Here is a 19123-nt window from a genome sequence, read left to right on the forward strand (position 1 = left end):
CCGTGCCGACACGTCCGCTCCCATGCTTCCGGTTGCCACCGGGAAAGATCAACCTGACCGTGACGTCCACCGAACGGATTTCGCCGCGGCAGCGCGACCCGGTTCCCCGGTTCCCCGTCCGGTCGCCCACCGCTCCGTCGCGGGGGTCTCGGCGCACGGCGGGCCAGGGCACCGTGCCGGCTCCTCAGGGGACTCGTTCCCCGTCCGCCGTCCCCGTCGACGCCGGTCCGGCGGGGCGACGGCCGTCCCCGCGCCGGCTTGGGAGGTTGACCACCACCAGCGCGAGGCCGGCGAGCACGACGTTGCGCGCCGCCGCGTCCAGCCCGTTCCAGTCCGAGGACTGCCACATGGCGAACCACTCCCCGCCGATGGCGAAGAAGCCCAGCCCGAACAGGAGCAGGACCATCGTCAGTCCCAGGGTGGCGGCCCGGCGGGCCCGTTCGTGGCCGCCGTCGCGCAGGCTCGCCACCCAGAGCCAGGTGGCGAGGAGGAGGACGAGGGCGGTGAGGGTCTCCCAGGCGATGATGGCGACGTAGGCGGCGTCCTGCAGGGCGGGCGACTCGATCGCCCGCCACATCAGATCCGGGTCCCGGAAGGTGGTGTCCATCGCCAGGACGTGCCGGACGAACTCCCGGTTGGTGTCGAAGTCGGTGATGTTGCCGAAGGCGACCAGGGCCATGTAGACCGCGACCGTTCCCGTCAGCGCGGTCGCCGCGACGGGCAGGGCGCCCGACGACAGCGGCCGTCCCGATCCGTTGCCGGCGCTTCCTTCCCCGCCTGCCATGTGTCCTCCCCCTGCTCGTCCCGAGACCTTCTCCCCATCTTCGCAGGGTGGTTCGGGAAAGCGCTCGGCATTCGCACCGGTCTCCGACACCGGTGGGCGCGCCGACCGCACTGCCGTCGTGCGGCCGGCGCGCCCGGGTCGGGACCCGTCCGCCGGGGTGGGATCAGGCGGTGGCGAGGCCGGCCTTGAGGGCGGAGGCTATCCTCACGACGCGCTCGGCCTGGACGCGGGCGGCGGTGCGGGTGGCGTCGTCGACGGGGTTGTTGCCCTGGGCGTCGACATGGGAGGTGCCGTAGGGGTTGCCGTCGACGAACTTGGCCGGGTCGGTGTAACCGGGGGCGACGAGGATGCCGCCGAAGTGGTGGATGGTGTTGTACAGGGCCAGCAGGGTGGACTCCTGGCCGCCGTGGGCGGTGGAGGAGGAGGTGAAGCCGCTGTAGACCTTGTCGGCGAGCTTGCCCTGGGCCCACAGGCCGCCGAGGGTGTCGATGAACTGCTTCAACTGCGCGGCGATGTTGCCGTAACGGGTGGGGGAACCGAAGATCACCGCGTCGGCCCACTCCATGTCGTCGGCGGTGGCGTGGGGGATGTCGGCGGTGGCGGCGGCGTTCGCGGCCCAGGCCGGGTTGGAGTCGATCGCGGCCTGCGGGGCGAGTTCGGCGACCTTGAGCAGGCGCACCTCGGCGCCGGCCTTCTCCGCGGCCTGACCGATCTCCTTGGCCACCTCGGCGATGGTGCCGGTGGAGGAGTAGTAGACGACGGCGAGCTTGATCTGGGGGCTCACGGTTGTGGTCTCCGTTCCATTGGTGTCGTTCGTGCGGCCGGCGCGAAGGGCTCGCGCCGAGCCCGCCCCGACGGTCCGTCGCCACGGGACGAGCTGTAAGTTGAACCTTAAACCATATTCGCCGTCCGAGTCCCACCGGATGGCACGGACGTCCCGGACCGCGCGCAGGTCGTGCAGGTCGTGCGGGTCGTGCAGGCGGCACGACCTGACCCCCGACGAAGGGCGCCCTCCCGGGGCACGGAAGTCGAGCCGGGGCCCAAAGACGGACGAGGCCGGGCGTCCCGGCCTCGTCGCACGAGGCGCGCGCTGCGGTGATCCGCCGTCAGGCGGGACCCCGGGACGCCAGTTCCGCGACACCGGCGAGCAGTCGGTCGACGTCCTCGACGGTGTTGTAGGGGGCCAGGCCCGCTCGGACGGCGCCCTCCTCCCCCAGGCCGATGTGGCGGACCGCCTCGATCGCGTAGAAGTTGCCCGCGGGCGCGTTCACGCCGAGTCGGGCCAGGTGCTCGTACACCTCGCGGGGCGTACACCCCGCCACGGAGAACAGGACGGTGGGGGTGCGCCGCTCCGGCGAGCCGTACGGGACGACGCCGTCGAGGGCCGTCAGCCCGTCCAGCAGCCGGCCGAACAACTCCTCCTCGTGGGCCTCCACCCGCCGCATCGACTCCAGCAGCCTGACCCGCCGCTCGCCGGCCGGCGGCCCGCCGAGATCGGCGATGAAGTCGACGGCGGCCGTCGTCCCGGCCAGCGTCTCGTAGGGCAGCGTGCCGAGTTCGAAGCGCTCGGGCACGGCGTCGGTGGAGGGCAGCAGCTTGTCGGGGCGGATCGTCTCCAGCAGTTCCGGGGCGGCGGCGACCACACCGTGGTGCGGCCCGAAGAACTTGTACGGCGAACAGGCGTAGAAGTCCGCGCCCCAGTCCGTCATCGCGACGGCGGCGTGCGGGGTAAGGTGCACGCCGTCCACGTACACCAGCGCGCCCACCGCATGGGCCGCCTCGGCGATCGCGGGGACGTCGGGCCTGGTGCCGAGCAGGTTGGACGCCGCGGTCACCGCCACCAACCGGGTGCGCGGTGTCAGCACGGCGACCACGTCGTCCACCGTGAGGTCGCCCGTCACGGGATCGAAGTCGGCCCACCGCACGGTCGCGCCGGCCGCCTCGGCGGCGATGATCCAGGGTCTGATGTTCGCGTCGTGGTCGAGGCGCGTCACCACGATCTCGTCGCCCTCGCCCCACCGTCCGGCCAGGGCGCGCGCCAGGTCCATCGTCGCCTGCGTCATCGACCGCGCGAACACCACGCCCTCGGGGCGGCAGCCCAGCAGGTCGGCCATGGCCGACCTGGCCTCTCGCACCACGGTGTCGGCCCGCAGCTCGGCCGCGGTGACGGTACCGCGGTTGGCGATGCCGCCGCACAGGGTGTCGGCGACGGCCCGTGCCACCTGTCGGGGCACCTGCGACCCGCCCGGCCCGTCGAAGTGGGCCACCCCCCGGGCGAGGGCGGGGAAGCAACCGCGGATCCGATCGGTGTCGAGACGCATGGCCCCCATCCTTCACGGCTCGGGGTCCGCGTCAAGATCCCCCGTTCCCGGAAGCGCCTCGCCCGCCGCGGCCCCCGGGGACGCCCGCCCGGCGCGGGGACGGGCGCGCGGATCTCAGGAGCCGCTCCGCGTCGCCACCGGCTCCCGCACGCGGCGCCGCGCGACGGGCACCACCAGCGGGGTTCCGGTCTCCGGATCGTCGATGACCCGGCAGGGCAGGCCGAAGACCTCCTCCACCAGGTCGGCCGTGACGATCCGCGAGGGGGGTCCCGCGGCGACGACCCGTCCGTCGCGCATGGCGATCAGATGGGTGGCGTAGCGGGCGGCGTGGTTGAGGTCGTGGAGGACGGCGACCAGGGTGCGGCCCTCCTCCTCGTGGAGACGGGTGCACAGGTCGAGGACGTCGATCTGGTGGGCGAGGTCGAGGTAGGTGGTCGGCTCGTCCAACAGCAGCAGGGGCGTCTGCTGGGCCAGGGCCATGGCGATCCACACCCGCTGCCGCTGTCCGCCGGAGAGTTCGTCCACGGCGCGGTCGGCGAGTTCGGCGACCCCGGTGGAGGCCATGGAGTCGGCGACGACGCGCTCGTCCTCCCGCGACCACTGGCGCAGCAGTCCCTGGTGCGGGTAGCGCCCGCGGGAGACCAGCTCGGAGACGGAGATGCCCTCCGGGGCGACGGAGGACTGCGGCAGCAGGCCGAGGGTCCGGGCGACCTGCTTGGCGTTGAGCGAGGAGATGTCCCTGCCGTCCAGGAGCACCGAACCGGCGGCCGGCTTGAGCATCCGGGACAGGGCACGCAGCAAGGTGGACTTGCCGCACGCGTTGGGTCCGATGATGACGGTGAAGGAGTGGTCGGGTATCGCGACCGTGAGCTCCCGCGAGATCGTCCGCCGGTCGTAGGCGAGGGTGAGGCTCTCGCCGCCCAGCCTGGTCTCCCCGACCGCCGCGGAGACGGTGGCTTCCGCCGTCGCGGAAGCGGCGTGGTGGCCCTGCGTCATCGGTTCTGCTCCGTCCTGGAAGTGTTCGCCGTCGGTGTCCGCCGTGGGGGGACGCGTGGGAGTCCCGGTGCGCGCCCTCATATGCGTCCCGCCTTCCGTTGGGTGGCCAGCAACCAGATCAGGTAGCCGCCGCCGAGCATTCCGGTGATCACGCCCACCGCGAGCTGTCGTCCGGCGAAGAGGTTCTGGGCGACCCAGTCGGCCGCCACCAGCAGGGCCGCCCCCATGCAGGCGGCGGGCACGAGGTTGGGGCCGGGGGCGCGGGTGAGGCGCTTGGCGAGCTGGGGCGCGGTGAGCGCCACGAAGGAGACCGGCCCGGCGCAGGCGGCGGCGAAGGAGGTCAGGACGACGGCGGAGCCCAGCAGCACGGCGCGGGACCGCTCGACGCGGACCCCCAGGGAGTGGGCGGCGTCGTCGCCCATCTCCGTCATCAGCAGGCTGCGCCCGAAACCGACGACGACGACCGGCCCCAGCACCAGCAGCGCGATGAGCAGGGGGGTGAGTTCGGGCCAACCGCGGCCGTCCAGACTGCCCGTCATCCACAGGATCGCGCGGGATGCCTCCATCAGCTTGCCGCGGGTGAGCAGATAGCTGTTGACGCCGGTGAGCATCGCCATGACGCCGATGCCGGTGAGGACCAGTCGGTAGCCGTGGACCCCCCGGCGCCAGGCGAGCGCGTAGATCAGCGTCCCGGTGAGGAGGCCGCCGGCGACGGCGCCGCCGGCCAGCGCCGCGCTGCTGCCACCGGCGAGGACGACCAGGAGCGCGCCGGTGGAGGCTCCCTGGGTGAGGCCGAGCATGTCGGGACTGCCGAGCGGGTTGCGCACCACGGACTGGAAGACCGCTCCGGCCAGGCCGAGGGAGGCGCCGACGAGGAGGGCCGCCAGTACCCGGGGCAGTCGCAGCTCGTTGACGACGAAGTTCTGGGCGGGGGTGCCGCCGCCGCCGAGGGTGGTCAGCACCTCGCCGGGGCTCATGGGGTAGTCGCCGCCGCCGATGGTGACGACGCCGACGGCCAGGGCCACGAGGAGGCAGCCGAGCACGGCCGTCAGGGCCCGGGGGCGGTAGCGGAGGCTGAGGGTCTGTCCGACGCGGAGGGTTCTCATGCCGCCGCCACCTTCCGCCGCCGCAGGATGTAGAGGAAGAGGGGGCCGCCCAGGACGGCGGTGACGACGCCGACCTGGAGTTCGCCGGGACGGCCGAGGAGCCGGCCGAGCACGTCGGAGCCGAGCAGCAGCACGGGGGCGAGCACCGCGCAGTAGGGGAACATCCAGCGCAGGTCGGGACCGGTGATGGCGCGGACGAGGTGGGGCACCATCAGCCCGACGAAGACGATGGGACCGGCGGCCGCGGTGGCGGCGCCGCACAGCAGGGTGATGGCGACGATGCAGGCGATCCGCACCCGTTCGGGCCGGGAGCCCAGCGCGCGGGCCTGGTCCTCGCCGAGCGCGAGGGCGTTGAGCGGGCGGGCCAGCGCGAAGGCCGCCAGCACACCGGCGGATATCCACGGCAGCACCTGGACGACGGTGTCCATCCGGGCCGTGGCCAACGAGCCGACCGTCCAGAAGCGCATGCGCTCCAGCGAGGCACTGTCCATGATCATCGCCGCGTTGACGTAGGAGAACAGGGCCGCGTTGAGCGCGGCACCGGCCAGGGCCAGCCGCGCCGGAGTGGCGCCGCGTCCGCCGCCGATCGTGTAGACGAGGGCGGAGACGGCCGCGGCACCCACCATGGCGAAGCCCACGTAGCCGGTGAAGCCCGTCACGCCGAGGAAGGTGATGGCGGTGACGACGGCGGCCGATGCCCCGGCGTTGATGCCCAGCAGTCCGGGGTCGGCCAGCGGGTTGCGGGTCAGGGCCTGCATCACCGCTCCGGCCAGACCGAGCGCGACGCCGATCAGCAGCCCGAGCAGGGTGCGCGGCAGCCGCATCTCGTGGACCACGGCCCAGGTGGGCGAGCCGCTGTCGAGGAGGCCGTCCCAGATCTGGTCCATCGACAGCGACCGGGCGCCGAAGCCCAGGCTCAGCACCAACAGCAGCAGCAGGACGCCCAGGGCGCCGACCAGTCCGGCGGAACGCAGGGCGTCACGGGCTCCGGAGGAGCGGCTCTCGGCGGGAGGCGGCGGCTCCGGTGCCGCGCTCCGCTGGGCGGGCGGTGGCTTGATCACTGACACGTGCGGACTCCGGTGGTGCCGGGCTGGACGCCCCCTTGGGCTCGGACTTTGGTTAGGTTAACCTAACAGCCGCGACCGGTCGTCCGGCCCCGTCGTCATCCATGTGCGTTTGCTAGAGAGGCACAGCCATGTCCCACGCAAGAACCGTCAACCTCTCCCGTCGGGGGCTCCTCGCGGCAGGCGGCGCCCTCGGGCTGGGCGCCCTGCTCTCGGCGTGCGGGGACGGCGGCGGTTCGGGGACTTCGAAAACCGCCGACAAGGGCAGCGGCCCCTGGTCGTTCACCGACGACCGGGGGGAGAAGGTCACCACCGACGGAACGCCCGAGCGCATCGTGGCCTTCACCGGCACCGCCGCCGCCCTGGCCGACTTCGGACTGAAGGACAGGATCGTCGGCGTCTTCGGCGAGACGACCCTGGAGGACGGCTCGGCCCATCCGCAGGCCGGCGACCTGGATGTGAAGAAGATCGAGGTCATCGGGAACGTCTGGGGCGAGTTCGACATCGAGAAGTACGCGGCCCTCAACCCCGAGCTGCTGGTCACCCACCAGTACGACGAGGGCTCGCTGTGGTACGTGCCGGACGAGAGCAAGGACAAGATCCTCAAGCTCGCCCCCAGCGTCGCCGTCCAGGTGGCCGACGTCTCCCTCCTCAAGCCGATCCAGCGCTACGCGGAGCTGGCCGAGTCCCTCGGCGCCGACCTGAAGTCCCAGCAGGTCACCGACGGCAAGGCCCGGTTCGAGGCAGCGGCCGAGAAGCTCCGCAAGGCCGCCAAGGCGAGCGGCGGACTGCGGGTGCTGGCCGCCTCCGGCAGCGCCGACTACTTCTACGTCTCCACCCCCGCGCCCGCGGCCGACCTGAAGTACTTCGCCGAGCTCGGCGTGAACTTCGTCGTTCCCGAGGACGTCGAGGCCTCCGGCGGTTACTTCGAGAGCCTCAGCTGGGAGAACGCCGGGCAGTACGAGGCGGATCTGATCATCCTCGACAACCGCGACACCGCGCTGCAGGCCGAGGATCTGGAGTCCAAGCCGACCTGGAAGGCGCTCCCGGCCGTCAAGGCCGGTCAGGTCGCCGAGTGGGACCCGGTTCCGCGCTTCTCCTACCAGGGCGCCGCCCCGCTGCTGGAGAACCTGGCCGACGCCATCGAGAAGGCCGAGAAGCTCGGCTGACGCCGGGTGCGGGCACCGACGGGCGCTCGCGCCCGCCTCCGCACGCCCGTTCCCGACCGCGTTCCCGACCGCGTTCCCGACCGCGCAGGACAGCCACCTCCGAGAAGGAGTCCCGCAGATGACACCGCGCACCGCCGTCCCGACCGCCCCCCGGCCGGCGCCCCGCCGCACCGCCGCCCGGACCGAGTCGCCGTTCCGCTTCTTCACCGCCGCGGTCGTGCGGCGCCGCAGGCTCGGGGCCTCCCTGGTCCGGATCACCTTCGGCGGGGAGGAGCTGAGGGAGTTCGCCGGTGGCGGCCGGGACCAGAGCCTCTCGCTCTTCCTGCCGCACCCCGGCCAGGCCGAGCCGGTCGTCCCGGTGGAGTTGGGCGACGCCTGGTTCGCCGCCTGGCGGGCGACGGACCCGGCGGTGCGCGCGGTCATGCGCTCCTACACCGTGGCCGGACAGCGGCCCCGGGAGGGCGAGGTGGACATCGACTTCGTCCTGCACGGCGACACCGGGCCCGCCACCCGGTGGGCGCGCCGCGCGCGGCCGGGGGACCGGGTGCGTCTGTTGGGGCCGCGGACCGCGGAGAACAAGAGCGTCGGCTTCCGCCCGCCGTGGGACGCCGACTGGGTGCTGTTGGCGGCGGACGAGACGGCGCTGCCGGCCGTGGCGGGCATCCTGGCGTGGCTGCCCGCCGGGGTCCGGGTGCGCGCGTGGATCGAGGTGCCCCGGGCGGAGGACGTCCGCGAACTGCCCACCGCGGCCGACGCCGAGGTCACCTGGCTGCCCAGGGAGGACCGGCACCGACACGGGACGGTGGTCGACGCCGTACGCGCGGCCGCGTTGCCCGAGGGCGCCCCGTACGCGTGGGTGGCCGGCGAGTCCGGCGCGGTGCGGGCGCTCCGCCGTCACCTGGTGCACGAACGCGGTGTCGCCCGCGGCCGGGTGTCCTTCTCCGGCTACTGGCGGCTGGGGGTCTCCGAGGAGGCCCTGCGCGCCGAGGCGCTCGCCGGCGCCGCCTGAGGCGGAACGATTCCGCGTGGAGCCCCGCGCACCGTGAGAGGTACGCGGGGCTCCGACATGATCAAAAGTAACTTAGGATAGGCTCACCTAACTAAAAGCCCCCCGATCCGGAGGACCTTCGCGTGCGCCCCCAGGGATCCCCCTCCCCCCTCGCTCGTGCCGACGCGGCCGGCCGCCCCGCCGACGATCCCCGTTCCCACCTGCTGAACAACGCCACCGCCGAGGAGTACCGGCGCCTGGTGTCCGACGGTGTGGCCCGGGTCGCCCGCACCGTCGCCGGAACCACCCGCCCGTTCACCGGGACCACTCCCGGGGAGTTGGCCCCCGTGGTGGACGCCATCGACCTCGACCGCCCCCTGGGCGACGCGAGCGCCGCCCTGGAGGAGTTGGAGCGGGTCTACCTCCGCGACGCGGTCTACTTCCACCACCCCCGCTACCTGGCCCACCTCAACTGCCCGGTGGTACTCCCCGCCCTTCTCGGCGAGGCCGTCCTCTCCGCCGTCAACTCCTCCCTGGACACCTGGGACCAGAGCGCGGGCGGCACGCTGATGGAGCGTCGGCTCGTCGACTGGACCGCCGCGCGCATCGGTCTGGGCCGGGCCGCCGACGGCGTCTTCACCAGCGGCGGCACCCAGTCCAACGTCCAGGCGCTGCTGTTGGCCCGCGAGGAGGCCTTCCGACTGCTGCGGAAGAACTCCGCCGCCCCGCCGCCGGTCTCCGCGATGCTGCCGAAACTGCGCGTCCTGACCTCCGAGGCCGCACACTTCTCCGTCCTCAAGGGCGCCAAGCTCCTCGGCCTGGAGCCGGACGCCGTCGTCCCCGTCCCCTGCGACGCCTCCCGTCGGATGCGCGTCGACGCCCTCGCCCACGAGGTGCGCCGCTGCCGGGAGGAGGGCCTGACGGTGATGGCCGTCTCCGCCACCGCCGGCACCACCGACTTCGGTTCCATCGACCCCCTGCCGGAGATCGCCGCGCTGTGCGAGGAGGCCGGGGTGTGGTTCCACGTCGACGCCGCGTACGGCTGCGGACTGCTGGCCTCCCCCACCCGGCGGCACCTGCTGGACGGCATCGAACGGGCCGACTCGGTCACCGTCGACTACCACAAGTCCTTCTTCCAGCCGGTCAGTTCCAGTGCCGTCGTCGTCCGCGACGGCACCACCCTGCGACACGCGACGTACCACGCCGACTACCTCAACCCGGCCCGCAACGTCGAGGAGCGCATCCCCAACCAGGTCGACAAGTCGATCCAGACCACCCGCCGCTTCGACGCCCTCAAACTGTGGCTGACCCTGCGCGTCATGGGCGCCGACGCCGTGGGCGAACTCTTCGACCGGGTCGTGGACCTGGCCGCCGACGCCTGGCGACTGCTGGACGCCGACCCCCGCTTCACGGTCGTCACCGAGCCCACCCTCTCCACCCTGGTCTTCCGCTACGTCCCCGCCCGCGCCGGGAACGGCGGCCCCGCGGCCGACGAGACGGCCGTGGACCTGGCCAACCTCCACGCCCGCGAGGCGATCGCCGCCTCCGGCGAGGCCGTGGTCGCCGCCACGGTCGTCGACGGTCGCCACCACCTGAAGTTCACGCTGCTCAACCCGGAGACCACGCTGGACGACATCCGCGCCGTCCTGGACCTGCTCGCCGCGCACGCCGAGGACCACCTCACCCGGAACGCCCGCCTGACCGGCACACCCGCCGCCTGACTCCCCTCACCCGGAGACGACGTGTCCACCCAGCACGATTTCATAGCCATCGGGCTCGGCCCCTTCAACCTGGGCCTGGCCTGCCTCACCGAGCCGATCGACGACCTCGACGGGCTCTTCCTGGAGAGCCGCTCCGAGTTCGACTGGCACCCCGGCATGCTGTTGGAGGGCGTCACCCTGCAGACGCCGTTCATGGCGGACCTGGTGACCCTGGCCGACCCGACCTCCCCGTACTCCTTCCTCAACTACCTCAAGGAGTCCGGACGGCTGTACCCGTTCTACATCCGCGAGAACTTCTATCCGCTGCGGAGCGAGTACAACGCCTACTGCCGTTGGGCCGCCGCCCGCCTCTCGTCGGTCCGCTTCGGTCGGGAGGCCGTGGCCACCTCCTACGACGAGACCGACGGCCTCTACACCGTCACCACCCGCGACACCGCGACCGGCGAGCGCACCGAACACCGCGCCCCCCGGCTGGTGATCGGCACCGGCACCCCGCCCTACGTGCCCGAGGCGTGCGAGGGCCTGGGGGGCGACGCGATCCACAACTCCCGCTACCTGGAGCACCGGGAGGCCCTGAAGGCCAAGCGGAGCGTCACCGTCGTCGGCAGCGGCCAGAGCGCCGCCGAGATCTACCACGACCTGCTGTCGGAGATCGACACCCGCGGATACCGGCTGAACTGGGTCACCCGCTCCCCGCGGTTCTTCCCGCTGGAGTACACCAAGCTGACCCTGGAGATGACCTCCCCGGACTACATCGACTACTTCCACGCCCTGCCGGAGGCCACCCGACACCGGCTGGAGGGTGAGCAGAAGGGCCTGTTCAAGGGCATCGACTCCGAGCTGATCAACGACATCTTCGACCTGCTGTACGCCAAGAGCGTCACCGGTCCCGTCCCCACCCGGCTGTTGACCAACACCGCCCTCACCTCCGCCTCCCACGACGAGGCGAGCGGCACCTACACCCTGGGCCTGCACCAGGTCGAGCAGGACAAGGAGTTCACCCTCACCACCGAGGGCCTGATCCTGGCCACCGGCTACCGCCACCGTGTCCCCGCCTTCCTCGACGGCATCCGCGACCGGCTCCGCTTCGACGGCTCGGGCCGCTTCGACGTCACCCGCGACTACGCCATCGACGTCACCGGCCACGGCGTCTTCCTCCAGAACGGCGCCGTCCACACCCACAGCGTCACCTCGCCGGACCTGGGCATGGGCCCCTACCGCAACGCGTGCGTCATCCGCGACATCCTCGGCCGTGAGGTCTACCCGGTCGAGAAGTCCATCGCCTTCCAGGACTTCGGCGCCCCCGAGGGAGGCATCGCGTGAGCGACGTCCTCTTCCACCGCGAGGATCCCGAACTGGGCGGATTCTCCGTGGTCACCCTCGACCCCCGGGCCGACGCCCCCCTGCTGCACTCCTGGGTGACCCACCCCAAGGCCGTGTACTGGATGATGCAGGACGCCGACGAGGCGCGGGTCGCCCACGAGTACGAGAGGATCGCCGAGCACCCCCACCACGACGCCTTCCTCGGTCTGCACCAAGGCCGCCCGGCGTTCCTCGTCGAACGTTACGACCCCGCGCACGTGGAGCTGGCCGGGCTGTACGACAACGAGCCGGGCGACGTCGGGATGCACTTCCTCACCGCGCCGTCCGACACGCCCGTCCACGGCTTCACCCGGGCCGTGATCACCACGGTGATGGCGATGCTCTTCGCCGACCCGGCCACCCGGCGCGTGGTCGTCGAGCCCGACGTCCGCAACACCGCCGTGCACGCCCTCAACGCCGCCGTCGGGTTCGAGGTCGTCGAGACGATCGCCAAGCCCGAGAAAGAGGCCCTGCTCAGCATCTGCACCCGCCGGCAGTTCGAGGAAGCCGTACGAGGAGCCGCCCTGTGACCACCCCTTCCCGGACCTCCCCCCACAGCGTTCCGCCGCACTCCGATCCGCACGGTGCCGTGGCCCACCTGACCCCCGCCACCTGGGACACCGCCGTACGGCTGCTGCTGCGCAAGGCTCTGTCGGAGTTCTCGCACGAGCGCCTCCTGACCCCCACCGCGCTGGGCGACGGGCGCTACGCCGTCACCGGCGACGACGGCCGCGTCGAGTACCGCTTCACCGCCCGGCTGATGGCACTCGACCACTGGTGGATCGACGCCGACAGCATCACCCGGCTGCGCGGGGGCGCCGAGGTGCCGTTGGACGCCTTCGCCTTCTTCACCGAGTTCCGCGGCGCGCTCGGCCTGAGCGACGAGGTCCTCCCCGTCTACCTGGAGGAGATCGGCTCCACCCTCGCGAGCACCGCGTACAAGCTGACGAAGAAACCCGTCACCGCCGAGGAGTTGGCCGCCGCCGACTTCCAGGCGATCGAGACCGGCATGACCGAGGGGCATCCCTGTTTCGTCGCCAACAACGGCCGCCTGGGCTTCGGTGCCCACGAGTACCTGGCCTACGCCCCCGAGGCCGCCTCCCCGGTGCGGCTGTTGTGGGTGGCCGCCCACCGCGACCACACCACCTTCACCTGCTCCGGCGACACCGACTACGACACGCTGCTCCGCGCCGAGCTGGGCGAGGCCACCGTGGAGCGCTTCGCCGCCGTCCTGCGCGGTCAGGGCCTGGAGCCGGCGGACTACCTGCTGATACCGGTCCACCCCTGGCAGTGGTGGAACAAGCTCGCCGTGACGTTCTCCGCCGAGGTCGCCCAGCGACGCATCGTCCCGCTGGGCGAGGGCGAGGACGAGTACCTGGCCCAGCAGTCCATCCGGACCTTCTTCAACACCGACGACCCGACCAAGCACTACGTCAAGACGGCCCTGTCCGTGCTCAACATGGGCTTCATGCGGGGGCTGTCCGCCGCCTACATGGAGGCCACCCCCGCCATCAACGACTGGCTGGCCGACCTGATCGCGGGCGACCCCGTGCTGCGCGCCACCGGACTGAGCGTCATCCGCGAACGCGCCGCCGTCGGTTACCGGCACCCCGGCTACGAGGCGGCCACCGACCGCTACTCGCCCTACCGCAAGATGCTCGCCGCACTGTGGCGGGAGAGCCCCGTCCCACAGCTCCGGCCGGGGCAGCGCCTGGCCACCATGGCGTCCCTGCTCCACGTCGACCGCGACGGGAACTCGCTGGCCGCCGCGTTGATCGCCCGCTCCGGACTGAATGCCGAGGAGTGGTTGGGCCGCTACCTGGACGCCTACCTCACCCCGCTGCTGCACAGCTTCTACGCCCACGACCTGGTGTACATGCCGCACGGCGAGAACGTCATCCTCGTCCTCGAGGACGACGCCGTGGCACGGGTGGTGTTCAAGGACATCGCCGAGGAGATCGTGGTGATGGACCCGGAGGCGCAGGTGCCGCCGGAGGTGGAGCGCATCCGCGCCGAGGTCCCCGAGGACATGCGGTTGCTGTCGATCCTCACCGACGTCTTCGACTGCTTCCTGCGCCACCTGGGGGCGATCCTCGCCGACCGGGGCGTGCTGACCGAGGACGCCTTCTGGCGCACCGTCGCCGACGCCGTGGTGCGCTACCAGGAGTCCGTGCCGGAGCTGGCCGAGCGCTTCGAGCGGTACGACATCTTCGCCGAGGAGTTCGCCCTGTCCTGCCTCAACCGGCTCCAACTGCGCGACAACCGGCAGATGGTGGACCTGGCCGACCCCTCCGGGGCGCTCCAGCTCGTCGGCACCCTGCGGAACCCCATCGCCCCCTACGCGCCCACGGGGGCCTGATCCACCGTGCCGACGACCGACCCGACCGCCCAAGCGGCGGCCCCGCCCCCCGGTCCGGTCCCCGAGGCCGGCGGCAGGGACGGACAGCCCGGCGGGCACCCGGCCCGCTGGGCGATCCTGGCCGTCGTCTGCCTGGCCGAGCTGGTGGTGGTGCTCGACAACACCGTGCTCAACGTGGCGATCCCGTCCCTCACCTCCGAGCTGGGCGCGTCCACCGCCGACGTGCAGTGGATGATCAACGCCTACGCGCTGGTGCAGGCGGGCCTGCTGCTGACCGCGGGCAGCGCCGCCGACCGCTACGGCCGCAAGCGGATGCTGCTGGCCGGACTGGTCCTGTTCGGGGCCGGCTCGCTGGCCGCCGGACTCGCCACCTCCGCCGATGGGCTCATCGCGGCCCGCGCCGGCATGGGCGTGGGCGCGGCCCTGCTGCTGACCACCACGCTCGCCGTGGTGATGCAGGTCTTCGAGGCCGAGGAACGCCCGAAGGCCATCGGCGTGTGGGGGGCCGTCAACGCCCTCGCCTACGCGGCCGGGCCGGTCGTCGGCGGTGTGGTGCTCGGCCACTACTGGTGGGGCGCGATCTTCCTGATCAACATTCCGGTGGTGCTGCTCGGCCTCGTCGCCGTCACCGTCCTCGTTCCCGAGAGCCGCGAGCCGCACGCCGGCCGGCCGGACCTGCCCGGGGTCGTGCTCTCCGTCATCGGCATGACCTCGGTCGTCTACGCCGTCATCACCGGCCCGGAGGAGGGCTGGACGTCACCGGGCGTCCTCGCCCCGGCCGCCCTCGGCGCCGTCGTGCTGGCCGCCTTCGTCGGCTGGGAGCGCCGCGCGGAGCACCCGATGCTCGACATGGACCTGTTCCGCAGCCGCCGCTTCACCGGGGCCGTGACGGGCGTCGTGCTGATCACCTTCGGCAGCGGCGGCGCCCTGTACCTGCTCACCCAGCAGTTCCAGTTCGTCCGCGACGACTCCCCGCTCCAGGCGGGGCTCAACCTCGCGCCCTTCGCCCTGACCGTGGTGCTGGTGAACTTCACCGGCGCCTCGGCCCGGCTCATCGCCCGCCTGGGCCTGCCGCTCTCGATCGCCTCCGGCATGGTGACGATGGCGGCCGGGCTGGCTCTCGTCGCCCTCGTCGGCGACGGCGGCTACGGCGGAGTGCTGGCCGGGCTGGTGCTGATGGGGGCGGGGTGCGGCGTGGCCAACCCGGCGATCGCCGAGGCCGTTATGGGCGCGATCCCCAAGGAGAAGGCGGGCGCTGGCGCGGGGGTCAACGGCACCCTGTCGGAACTGGGCACCGGGCTGGGCGTCGCCGTGCTCGGTGCCGTCCTCGTCTCCCGGTTCGCCGCCCTGCTGCCGGACTCGGTGGGCACCGCCGAGTCGCTGCCCGCCGCGCTGGAGGCGGCCGCCGGTGCGGCCGAGCGCGCGATGGTGGCCGAGGCGTTCGCCTCGGGGTTGCGCGTCGGCCAGTTGGTCGGCGCGGGCGCGGTCCTGCTGGGCGGCTGCGTGGCCGGGCTGCTGTTGGGCCGGGCCGTGCGGCCGCGGCGGCGAGGGGAGTGACGGAGGCGGTATGGAGGGGACACGGTGAGGGGGACCGACGTGGCCGTGGAGGTCCACCGGGACGACCGGGGCGTCCCGCACCTGCGCGCGGGCGACGCGAGGGAGCTGGCCCGGGCCCAGGGACGCAACGCGGCGTTGGACCGCGCCTGGCAGATCGAGGTCGAGCGGCACCGCGCCCGGGGGACCACGGCCGCCTTCCTCGGCGCCGAGGCCGTCCCGTGGGACCGGTTCGCGCGACAGGCGTGTCTGGAGGACACCGCCCGACGGTGCGCGGAGACCCTGGAACGGGTGGACCCGGACACCGCCGCCTGGGTGGGGGCCTACGTCGACGGGGTCAACGAGGCCCTCGCCGAGGGAGCCCGCAGGGCGCCGGAGTTCGAGGCGGTCGGCCTCTCCCCCGGCACCTGGCGGCCCTGGACGCCGCTGGCCGTCTGGCTCTCCACCCACGTCCTGTTCGCCGGCTTCCCCACCAAGTTCTGGCGCGACGCCGTGGCCCGCCGCCTCGGCCCCGAGTGGATCGGGGTGTTCGCCACCGACGGCCCCGGGACCTCCGGCAGCAACGGTTGGCTGGTGGCCGGGGAACGCACCGCCACCGGCGCCGCGATCATCGCCGGGGACCCCCACCGGTTCATCGAGGCCCCCGGCGTCTACCAGCAGATCCGGCTGGCCTGCCCGGAGTTCGACGTCGTCGGGCTCGCCGTCCCCGGTGTCCCCGGCATCGCCCACTTCGGCCACACCGGCCACGTGGCCTGGGCCATCACCAACGCCATGGCCGACTACCAGGACCTGTACCGCGAGCGGCTCCGACGCACCGGCCCGAACGGCACGGAGCTGGAGGCCCTGGGGCCGGACGGCTGGCGGCCCGCCACCCGCCGCACCGAGACGATCGAGGTGGCCGACGCCGCCCCGGTGACGGTCGAGGTGATCGAGACCGAACGCGGTCCGGTGGTGGTCGACGGCCCCGAGGCGGAGGCGTGGTGCTCGGACGTGTCGGAAGTCTCGGACGTGTCGGAGGTCTCGGCGGAGCGGGGCGGCGACGCGGACGCCTGGTGGGCGATCGCCCTCCGCCATCCGCCGCGCGTCCGCGGGGACCTCGGCTTCGGTGTGCTGCCCGCGCTGCTGCGGGCCCGTGACGTCGCCGACGTGGACCGGGCCCTGGACGGCTGGGTGGAGCCCGTCAACGTCGTCCTGGCCGCCGACACCGCCGGCGGGACGCTGCACCGGGCGGCCGGTGCCGTCCCCGTGCGCCACCCGGACAACCGACTGCGGATCGTGCCCGCCTGGGATCCCGAACACGCCTGGCGGGGGTGGTTCGCCCCCATGCCGCGCGAGCGCGTCGAGGGCACGGCGGTCATGGCCAACGACAGGGGAGTCGCCGCGCCGCTCGGCGTGGAGTTCGCGCCCCCGCACCGGGCCGAGCGCATCCGGGAACTGTTGGAGGAGTCGGACCGCTGGTCCGCCGCCGACATGGTCGCCGTCCACCGGGACACCCTTCTGGCCTCGGCCGCTCCCCTGTTGGCCCTGCTGGCCCTGCTGGATCGGCCGGACCTGCCGGATCGGCGGAGGGCACCGGACGGGGACGGCCCCGGGAACGGTTCCGGAGACGGTTCCGGGGCCTTCGACCGGCCGCTGAGTCCCGCCGCCCACCGGCTGCGGGAGCGGCTGCTGCGCTGGGACCGCCGCATGGACGCCGACAGCGTCGACGCCGCGTCGTTCGCCGCCGTCCGCACCGGGACCGTACGGCGGCTGGCGGACCATCCGCTGCTGCGTCCGCTCGCGGACCTCCCGCCCCTGCCCGAGGTGCTGCGTCCCTGGCTCGCGCTCGTGCCGCGCGTCGGCTACGCCCTGGAACACCTGTTGGCGACGGACCGACTGCCGTTCGCGGACCGTGTCGCCGCCGTACGGGCGGCCCTGGAGGAGGTGGCGGCGCGGGAGGCCGACGCGGCCGGGCCGCCCGCGCGCTGGGGCGACACGCACCGACTCGCGCCCTGGCAGGCCCTGCCCTGCGACGGTCCCGACCCGTGGCCGGGCCTGTCCGGCGACCACGACTGCGTGCGGGCGACCTCCAGCGTTCCCGGCGTCACCGACCTGTGCGCCCGCGCCTCCGCCGCCCGCTACGTGTGGGACCTCGCCGACCGGGGGAACAGCGCCTGGGTGGTGCCGCTGGGCACCTCGGGCGTACCCGGACACCCACACCACCGCGACCAGCTCCCGCTGTGGGTACGCTGCGACCTCGTTCCCGTCGTCACCGACTGGGACCGGCTCGTCCGGGAACCGGCCGAGCCGCCCGGCACCCCACCCGACCGAGGAGAGACGTGACCTCCGACGCCACCCCCTCGTCCGCGTCCGCCGGGGCTTCCCCGCCCCGGCGCCGCGAGGCCGTGCACGAGACCCACGTGGACGGCTTCGGCACGGTCCGCGTCGTCCCCGTGGACCCCGACCGCGACGCCGACCTGCTGCACGCCTGGGTGACCCAGGACAGGGCCCGCTACTGGGGGATGCTCGACCACACCCGCGAGCAGGTCCGGGAGATCTACGCCCACCTGGATTCCCTGTCCACGCACCACGCGTACCTGATCCACCGCGACGACCGCCCGGTCGCGCTCTTCCAGACGTACCTGCCCGAGGCCGACCCGATCGGCGAGCACTACGACATGCGGCCGGGGGACTTCGGCTTCCACCTGCTGATCGGCCCCGCCGACGGCGCGCCGGAACCGGGCTTCACCGACACGCTGGTGACCGTCTTCCTCACCCACGTGCTGACCGAGGATCCCGGCCGCCGGCGGATCGTCGCCGAACCCGACGCCCGCAACCACAAGGCCCACGCCCGTCTGGCGCGGATCGGGTTCGTCCTCGGTCCCGAGGTCGAACTGCCGCACAAGCGGGCCCGGATGGCCTTCCTGGACCGGGACGCCTTCCTCTCCCGCACCGCGCGCTGATCCCGGCGCGGGCGGTACCCGGCGCGGGGACCGGTCGGGACGCGGACGTGGTGCGGCGGGGGTGTGGGGACCGCCGAACGGCCGCGCCCCGGGTGTCGCCACCGCGGGTCCATCGGCCATACTTCCCGCCGTGGAACAGCGCATAGGTGAGATGACCCCGTCCGTGCCCGCCGCCGGGGTGGACCCGGCCTCCATCCCCGGCATCACCTCGCCCGGTCCCGACGAGGCGGAGGGCGCCACCGCCGGGGCGGCCGGGGCCGAGGGGAGTCCGCGGCGGTCCTCCGAGCCCCTCGACGAGGTGGTGGACGCCGAACCCGACGCGGCGGCGGTGGAGGCCGAAGAGAGCCAGGAGAGCGAGGAGGACGACGACACCGGGGGGCCGACCTTCGAGGTCCACGACCACCGCGGTTCGATCCTCGCCGGCCGCTCCGGCGTCACCCTCCGGCTGGACGGCGAGGAGGCCCGGTTCGACTGGGACGAGATCGGCGCGGTCCAGATCGACCTTCCCCGCTTCGGCCGCCGGTTCTCCGTCACCGTCCACACCGTCGCCCGCCGTTGGTACGACGCCGACGTCCTGGCGCCCTCCCGGAACGCCCTCGGGGAGTGGGAGGCACGGCTCGACGCCGTTCTGGACGCCTACTTCGAGGACTCCTCCGCCACGGACGGCGCGGAGGGCGAGTCGGGGGAGGCGGACGAGGGAGCGGAGAGGGGAGCGGACACCGGGTCGTAGGGCTCCACGGCGCCGGCTCCCGGCGCG

16 protein-coding genes are annotated in these 19123 nt (G+C 73.1%); 10 read left to right on the top strand and 6 right to left on the bottom strand.

The features are described from left to right. Positions 1–184 precede the first annotated feature (184 nt). The 6 genes from F0L17_RS01640 to F0L17_RS01665 form a co-directional block, all read right to left on the bottom strand. Positions 185–784, bottom strand: coding sequence for a DUF2165 domain-containing protein (locus tag F0L17_RS01640; protein ID WP_155069447.1), 600 nt, complete (start codon positions 782–784; stop codon positions 185–187). Positions 785–947: 163 nt separating this feature from the next. Then, a complete protein-coding gene (wrbA, locus tag F0L17_RS01645; protein ID WP_162465650.1) occupies positions 948–1568 on the bottom strand; it encodes an NAD(P)H:quinone oxidoreductase in 621 nt (206 codons plus the stop codon). Positions 1569–1890: 322 nt separating this feature from the next. After that, a complete protein-coding gene (locus tag F0L17_RS01650; protein WP_155069450.1) occupies positions 1891–3105 on the bottom strand; it encodes a cysteine desulfurase-like protein in 1215 nt (404 codons plus the stop codon). Positions 3106–3219: 114 nt separating this feature from the next. After that, complete coding sequence (locus F0L17_RS01655) at positions 3220–4101, bottom strand: ABC transporter ATP-binding protein (RefSeq protein ID WP_155069452.1); 882 nt, start codon at positions 4099–4101, stop codon at positions 3220–3222. Positions 4102–4178: 77 nt separating this feature from the next. After that, positions 4179–5207 carry a FecCD family ABC transporter permease gene (locus F0L17_RS01660; protein ID WP_155069454.1) on the bottom strand — a complete coding sequence of 343 codons (1029 nt, stop codon included), beginning with the start codon at positions 5205–5207 and terminating at the stop codon, positions 4179–4181. Further along, a complete protein-coding gene (locus F0L17_RS01665; RefSeq protein WP_162465651.1) occupies positions 5204–6274 on the bottom strand; it encodes an iron chelate uptake ABC transporter family permease subunit in 1071 nt (356 codons plus the stop codon). Before F0L17_RS01665 ends, F0L17_RS01660 begins: the two co-directional genes overlap by 4 nt. Before the next feature lie 128 nt (positions 6275–6402). Between F0L17_RS01665 and F0L17_RS01670 the strand changes: the two genes are divergently transcribed. The 10 genes from F0L17_RS01670 (at position 6403) to F0L17_RS01715 (ending at position 19096) form a co-directional block, all read left to right on the top strand. Next, positions 6403–7440, top strand: a complete 1038-nt coding sequence (locus tag F0L17_RS01670) for an ABC transporter substrate-binding protein (protein ID WP_155069456.1) — start codon at positions 6403–6405, stop codon at positions 7438–7440. Between the two features lie 118 nt (positions 7441–7558). After that, positions 7559–8449, top strand: coding sequence for a siderophore-interacting protein (locus F0L17_RS01675; protein WP_155069458.1), 891 nt, complete (start codon positions 7559–7561; stop codon positions 8447–8449). Positions 8450–8649: 200 nt separating this feature from the next. Then, positions 8650–10149, top strand: a complete 1500-nt coding sequence (locus tag F0L17_RS01680; protein ID WP_155073005.1) for a pyridoxal phosphate-dependent decarboxylase family protein — start codon at positions 8650–8652, stop codon at positions 10147–10149. Positions 10150–10170: 21 nt separating this feature from the next. Next, positions 10171–11472: a SidA/IucD/PvdA family monooxygenase gene (locus F0L17_RS01685; RefSeq protein ID WP_162465653.1), complete on the top strand. Its 1302-nt coding sequence runs from the start codon at positions 10171–10173 to the stop codon at positions 11470–11472. After that, positions 11469–12041 carry a GNAT family N-acetyltransferase gene (locus F0L17_RS01690; protein WP_162465654.1) on the top strand — a complete coding sequence of 191 codons (573 nt, stop codon included), beginning with the start codon at positions 11469–11471 and terminating at the stop codon, positions 12039–12041. The genes F0L17_RS01685 and F0L17_RS01690 overlap by 4 nt, the downstream gene beginning before the upstream one ends. Continuing rightward, positions 12038–13870, top strand: a complete 1833-nt coding sequence (locus tag F0L17_RS01695; RefSeq protein WP_162465655.1) for an IucA/IucC family protein — start codon at positions 12038–12040, stop codon at positions 13868–13870. Before F0L17_RS01690 ends, F0L17_RS01695 begins: the two co-directional genes overlap by 4 nt. A gap of 6 nt (positions 13871–13876) precedes the next feature. Beyond that, on the top strand, positions 13877–15427 hold the full coding sequence (locus F0L17_RS01700; protein ID WP_162465656.1) for a DHA2 family efflux MFS transporter permease subunit: 1551 nt from the start codon (positions 13877–13879) through the stop codon (positions 15425–15427). A 39-nt stretch (positions 15428–15466) separates the two neighbouring features. Continuing rightward, a complete protein-coding gene (locus F0L17_RS01705) occupies positions 15467–17746 on the top strand; it encodes a penicillin acylase family protein (protein WP_162466715.1) in 2280 nt (759 codons plus the stop codon). After that, positions 17743–18366, top strand: coding sequence for a GNAT family N-acetyltransferase (locus F0L17_RS01710; RefSeq protein WP_162465657.1), 624 nt, complete (start codon positions 17743–17745; stop codon positions 18364–18366). Before F0L17_RS01705 ends, F0L17_RS01710 begins: the two co-directional genes overlap by 4 nt. 130 nt (positions 18367–18496) lie before the next feature. Continuing rightward, on the top strand, positions 18497–19096 hold the full coding sequence (locus tag F0L17_RS01715) for a hypothetical protein (protein WP_202917827.1): 600 nt from the start codon (positions 18497–18499) through the stop codon (positions 19094–19096). The last annotated feature ends 27 nt before the right edge of the window (positions 19097–19123 follow it).

The sequence above is a fragment of the Streptomyces taklimakanensis genome, from assembly GCF_009709575.1.
Classification (GTDB): Bacteria; Actinomycetota; Actinomycetes; order Streptomycetales; family Streptomycetaceae; genus Streptomyces; species Streptomyces taklimakanensis.

Excerpts from the sequence above, each read along its gene's own strand:
- F0L17_RS01660 (WP_155069454.1), bottom strand. The coding sequence starts at position 5,207 with ATGAGAACCCTCCGCGTCGGACAGACCCTCAGCCTCCGCTACCGCCCC.
- F0L17_RS01670 (WP_155069456.1), top strand. The coding sequence starts at position 6,403 with ATGTCCCACGCAAGAACCGTCAACCTCTCCCGTCGGGGGCTCCTCGCG.
- F0L17_RS01640 (WP_155069447.1), bottom strand. The coding sequence starts at position 784 with ATGGCAGGCGGGGAAGGAAGCGCCGGCAACGGATCGGGACGGCCGCTG.
- F0L17_RS01655 (WP_155069452.1), bottom strand. The coding sequence starts at position 4,101 with ATGACGCAGGGCCACCACGCCGCTTCCGCGACGGCGGAAGCCACCGTC.
- F0L17_RS01675 (WP_155069458.1), top strand. The coding sequence starts at position 7,559 with ATGACACCGCGCACCGCCGTCCCGACCGCCCCCCGGCCGGCGCCCCGC.
- F0L17_RS01650 (WP_155069450.1), bottom strand. The coding sequence starts at position 3,105 with ATGCGTCTCGACACCGATCGGATCCGCGGTTGCTTCCCCGCCCTCGCC.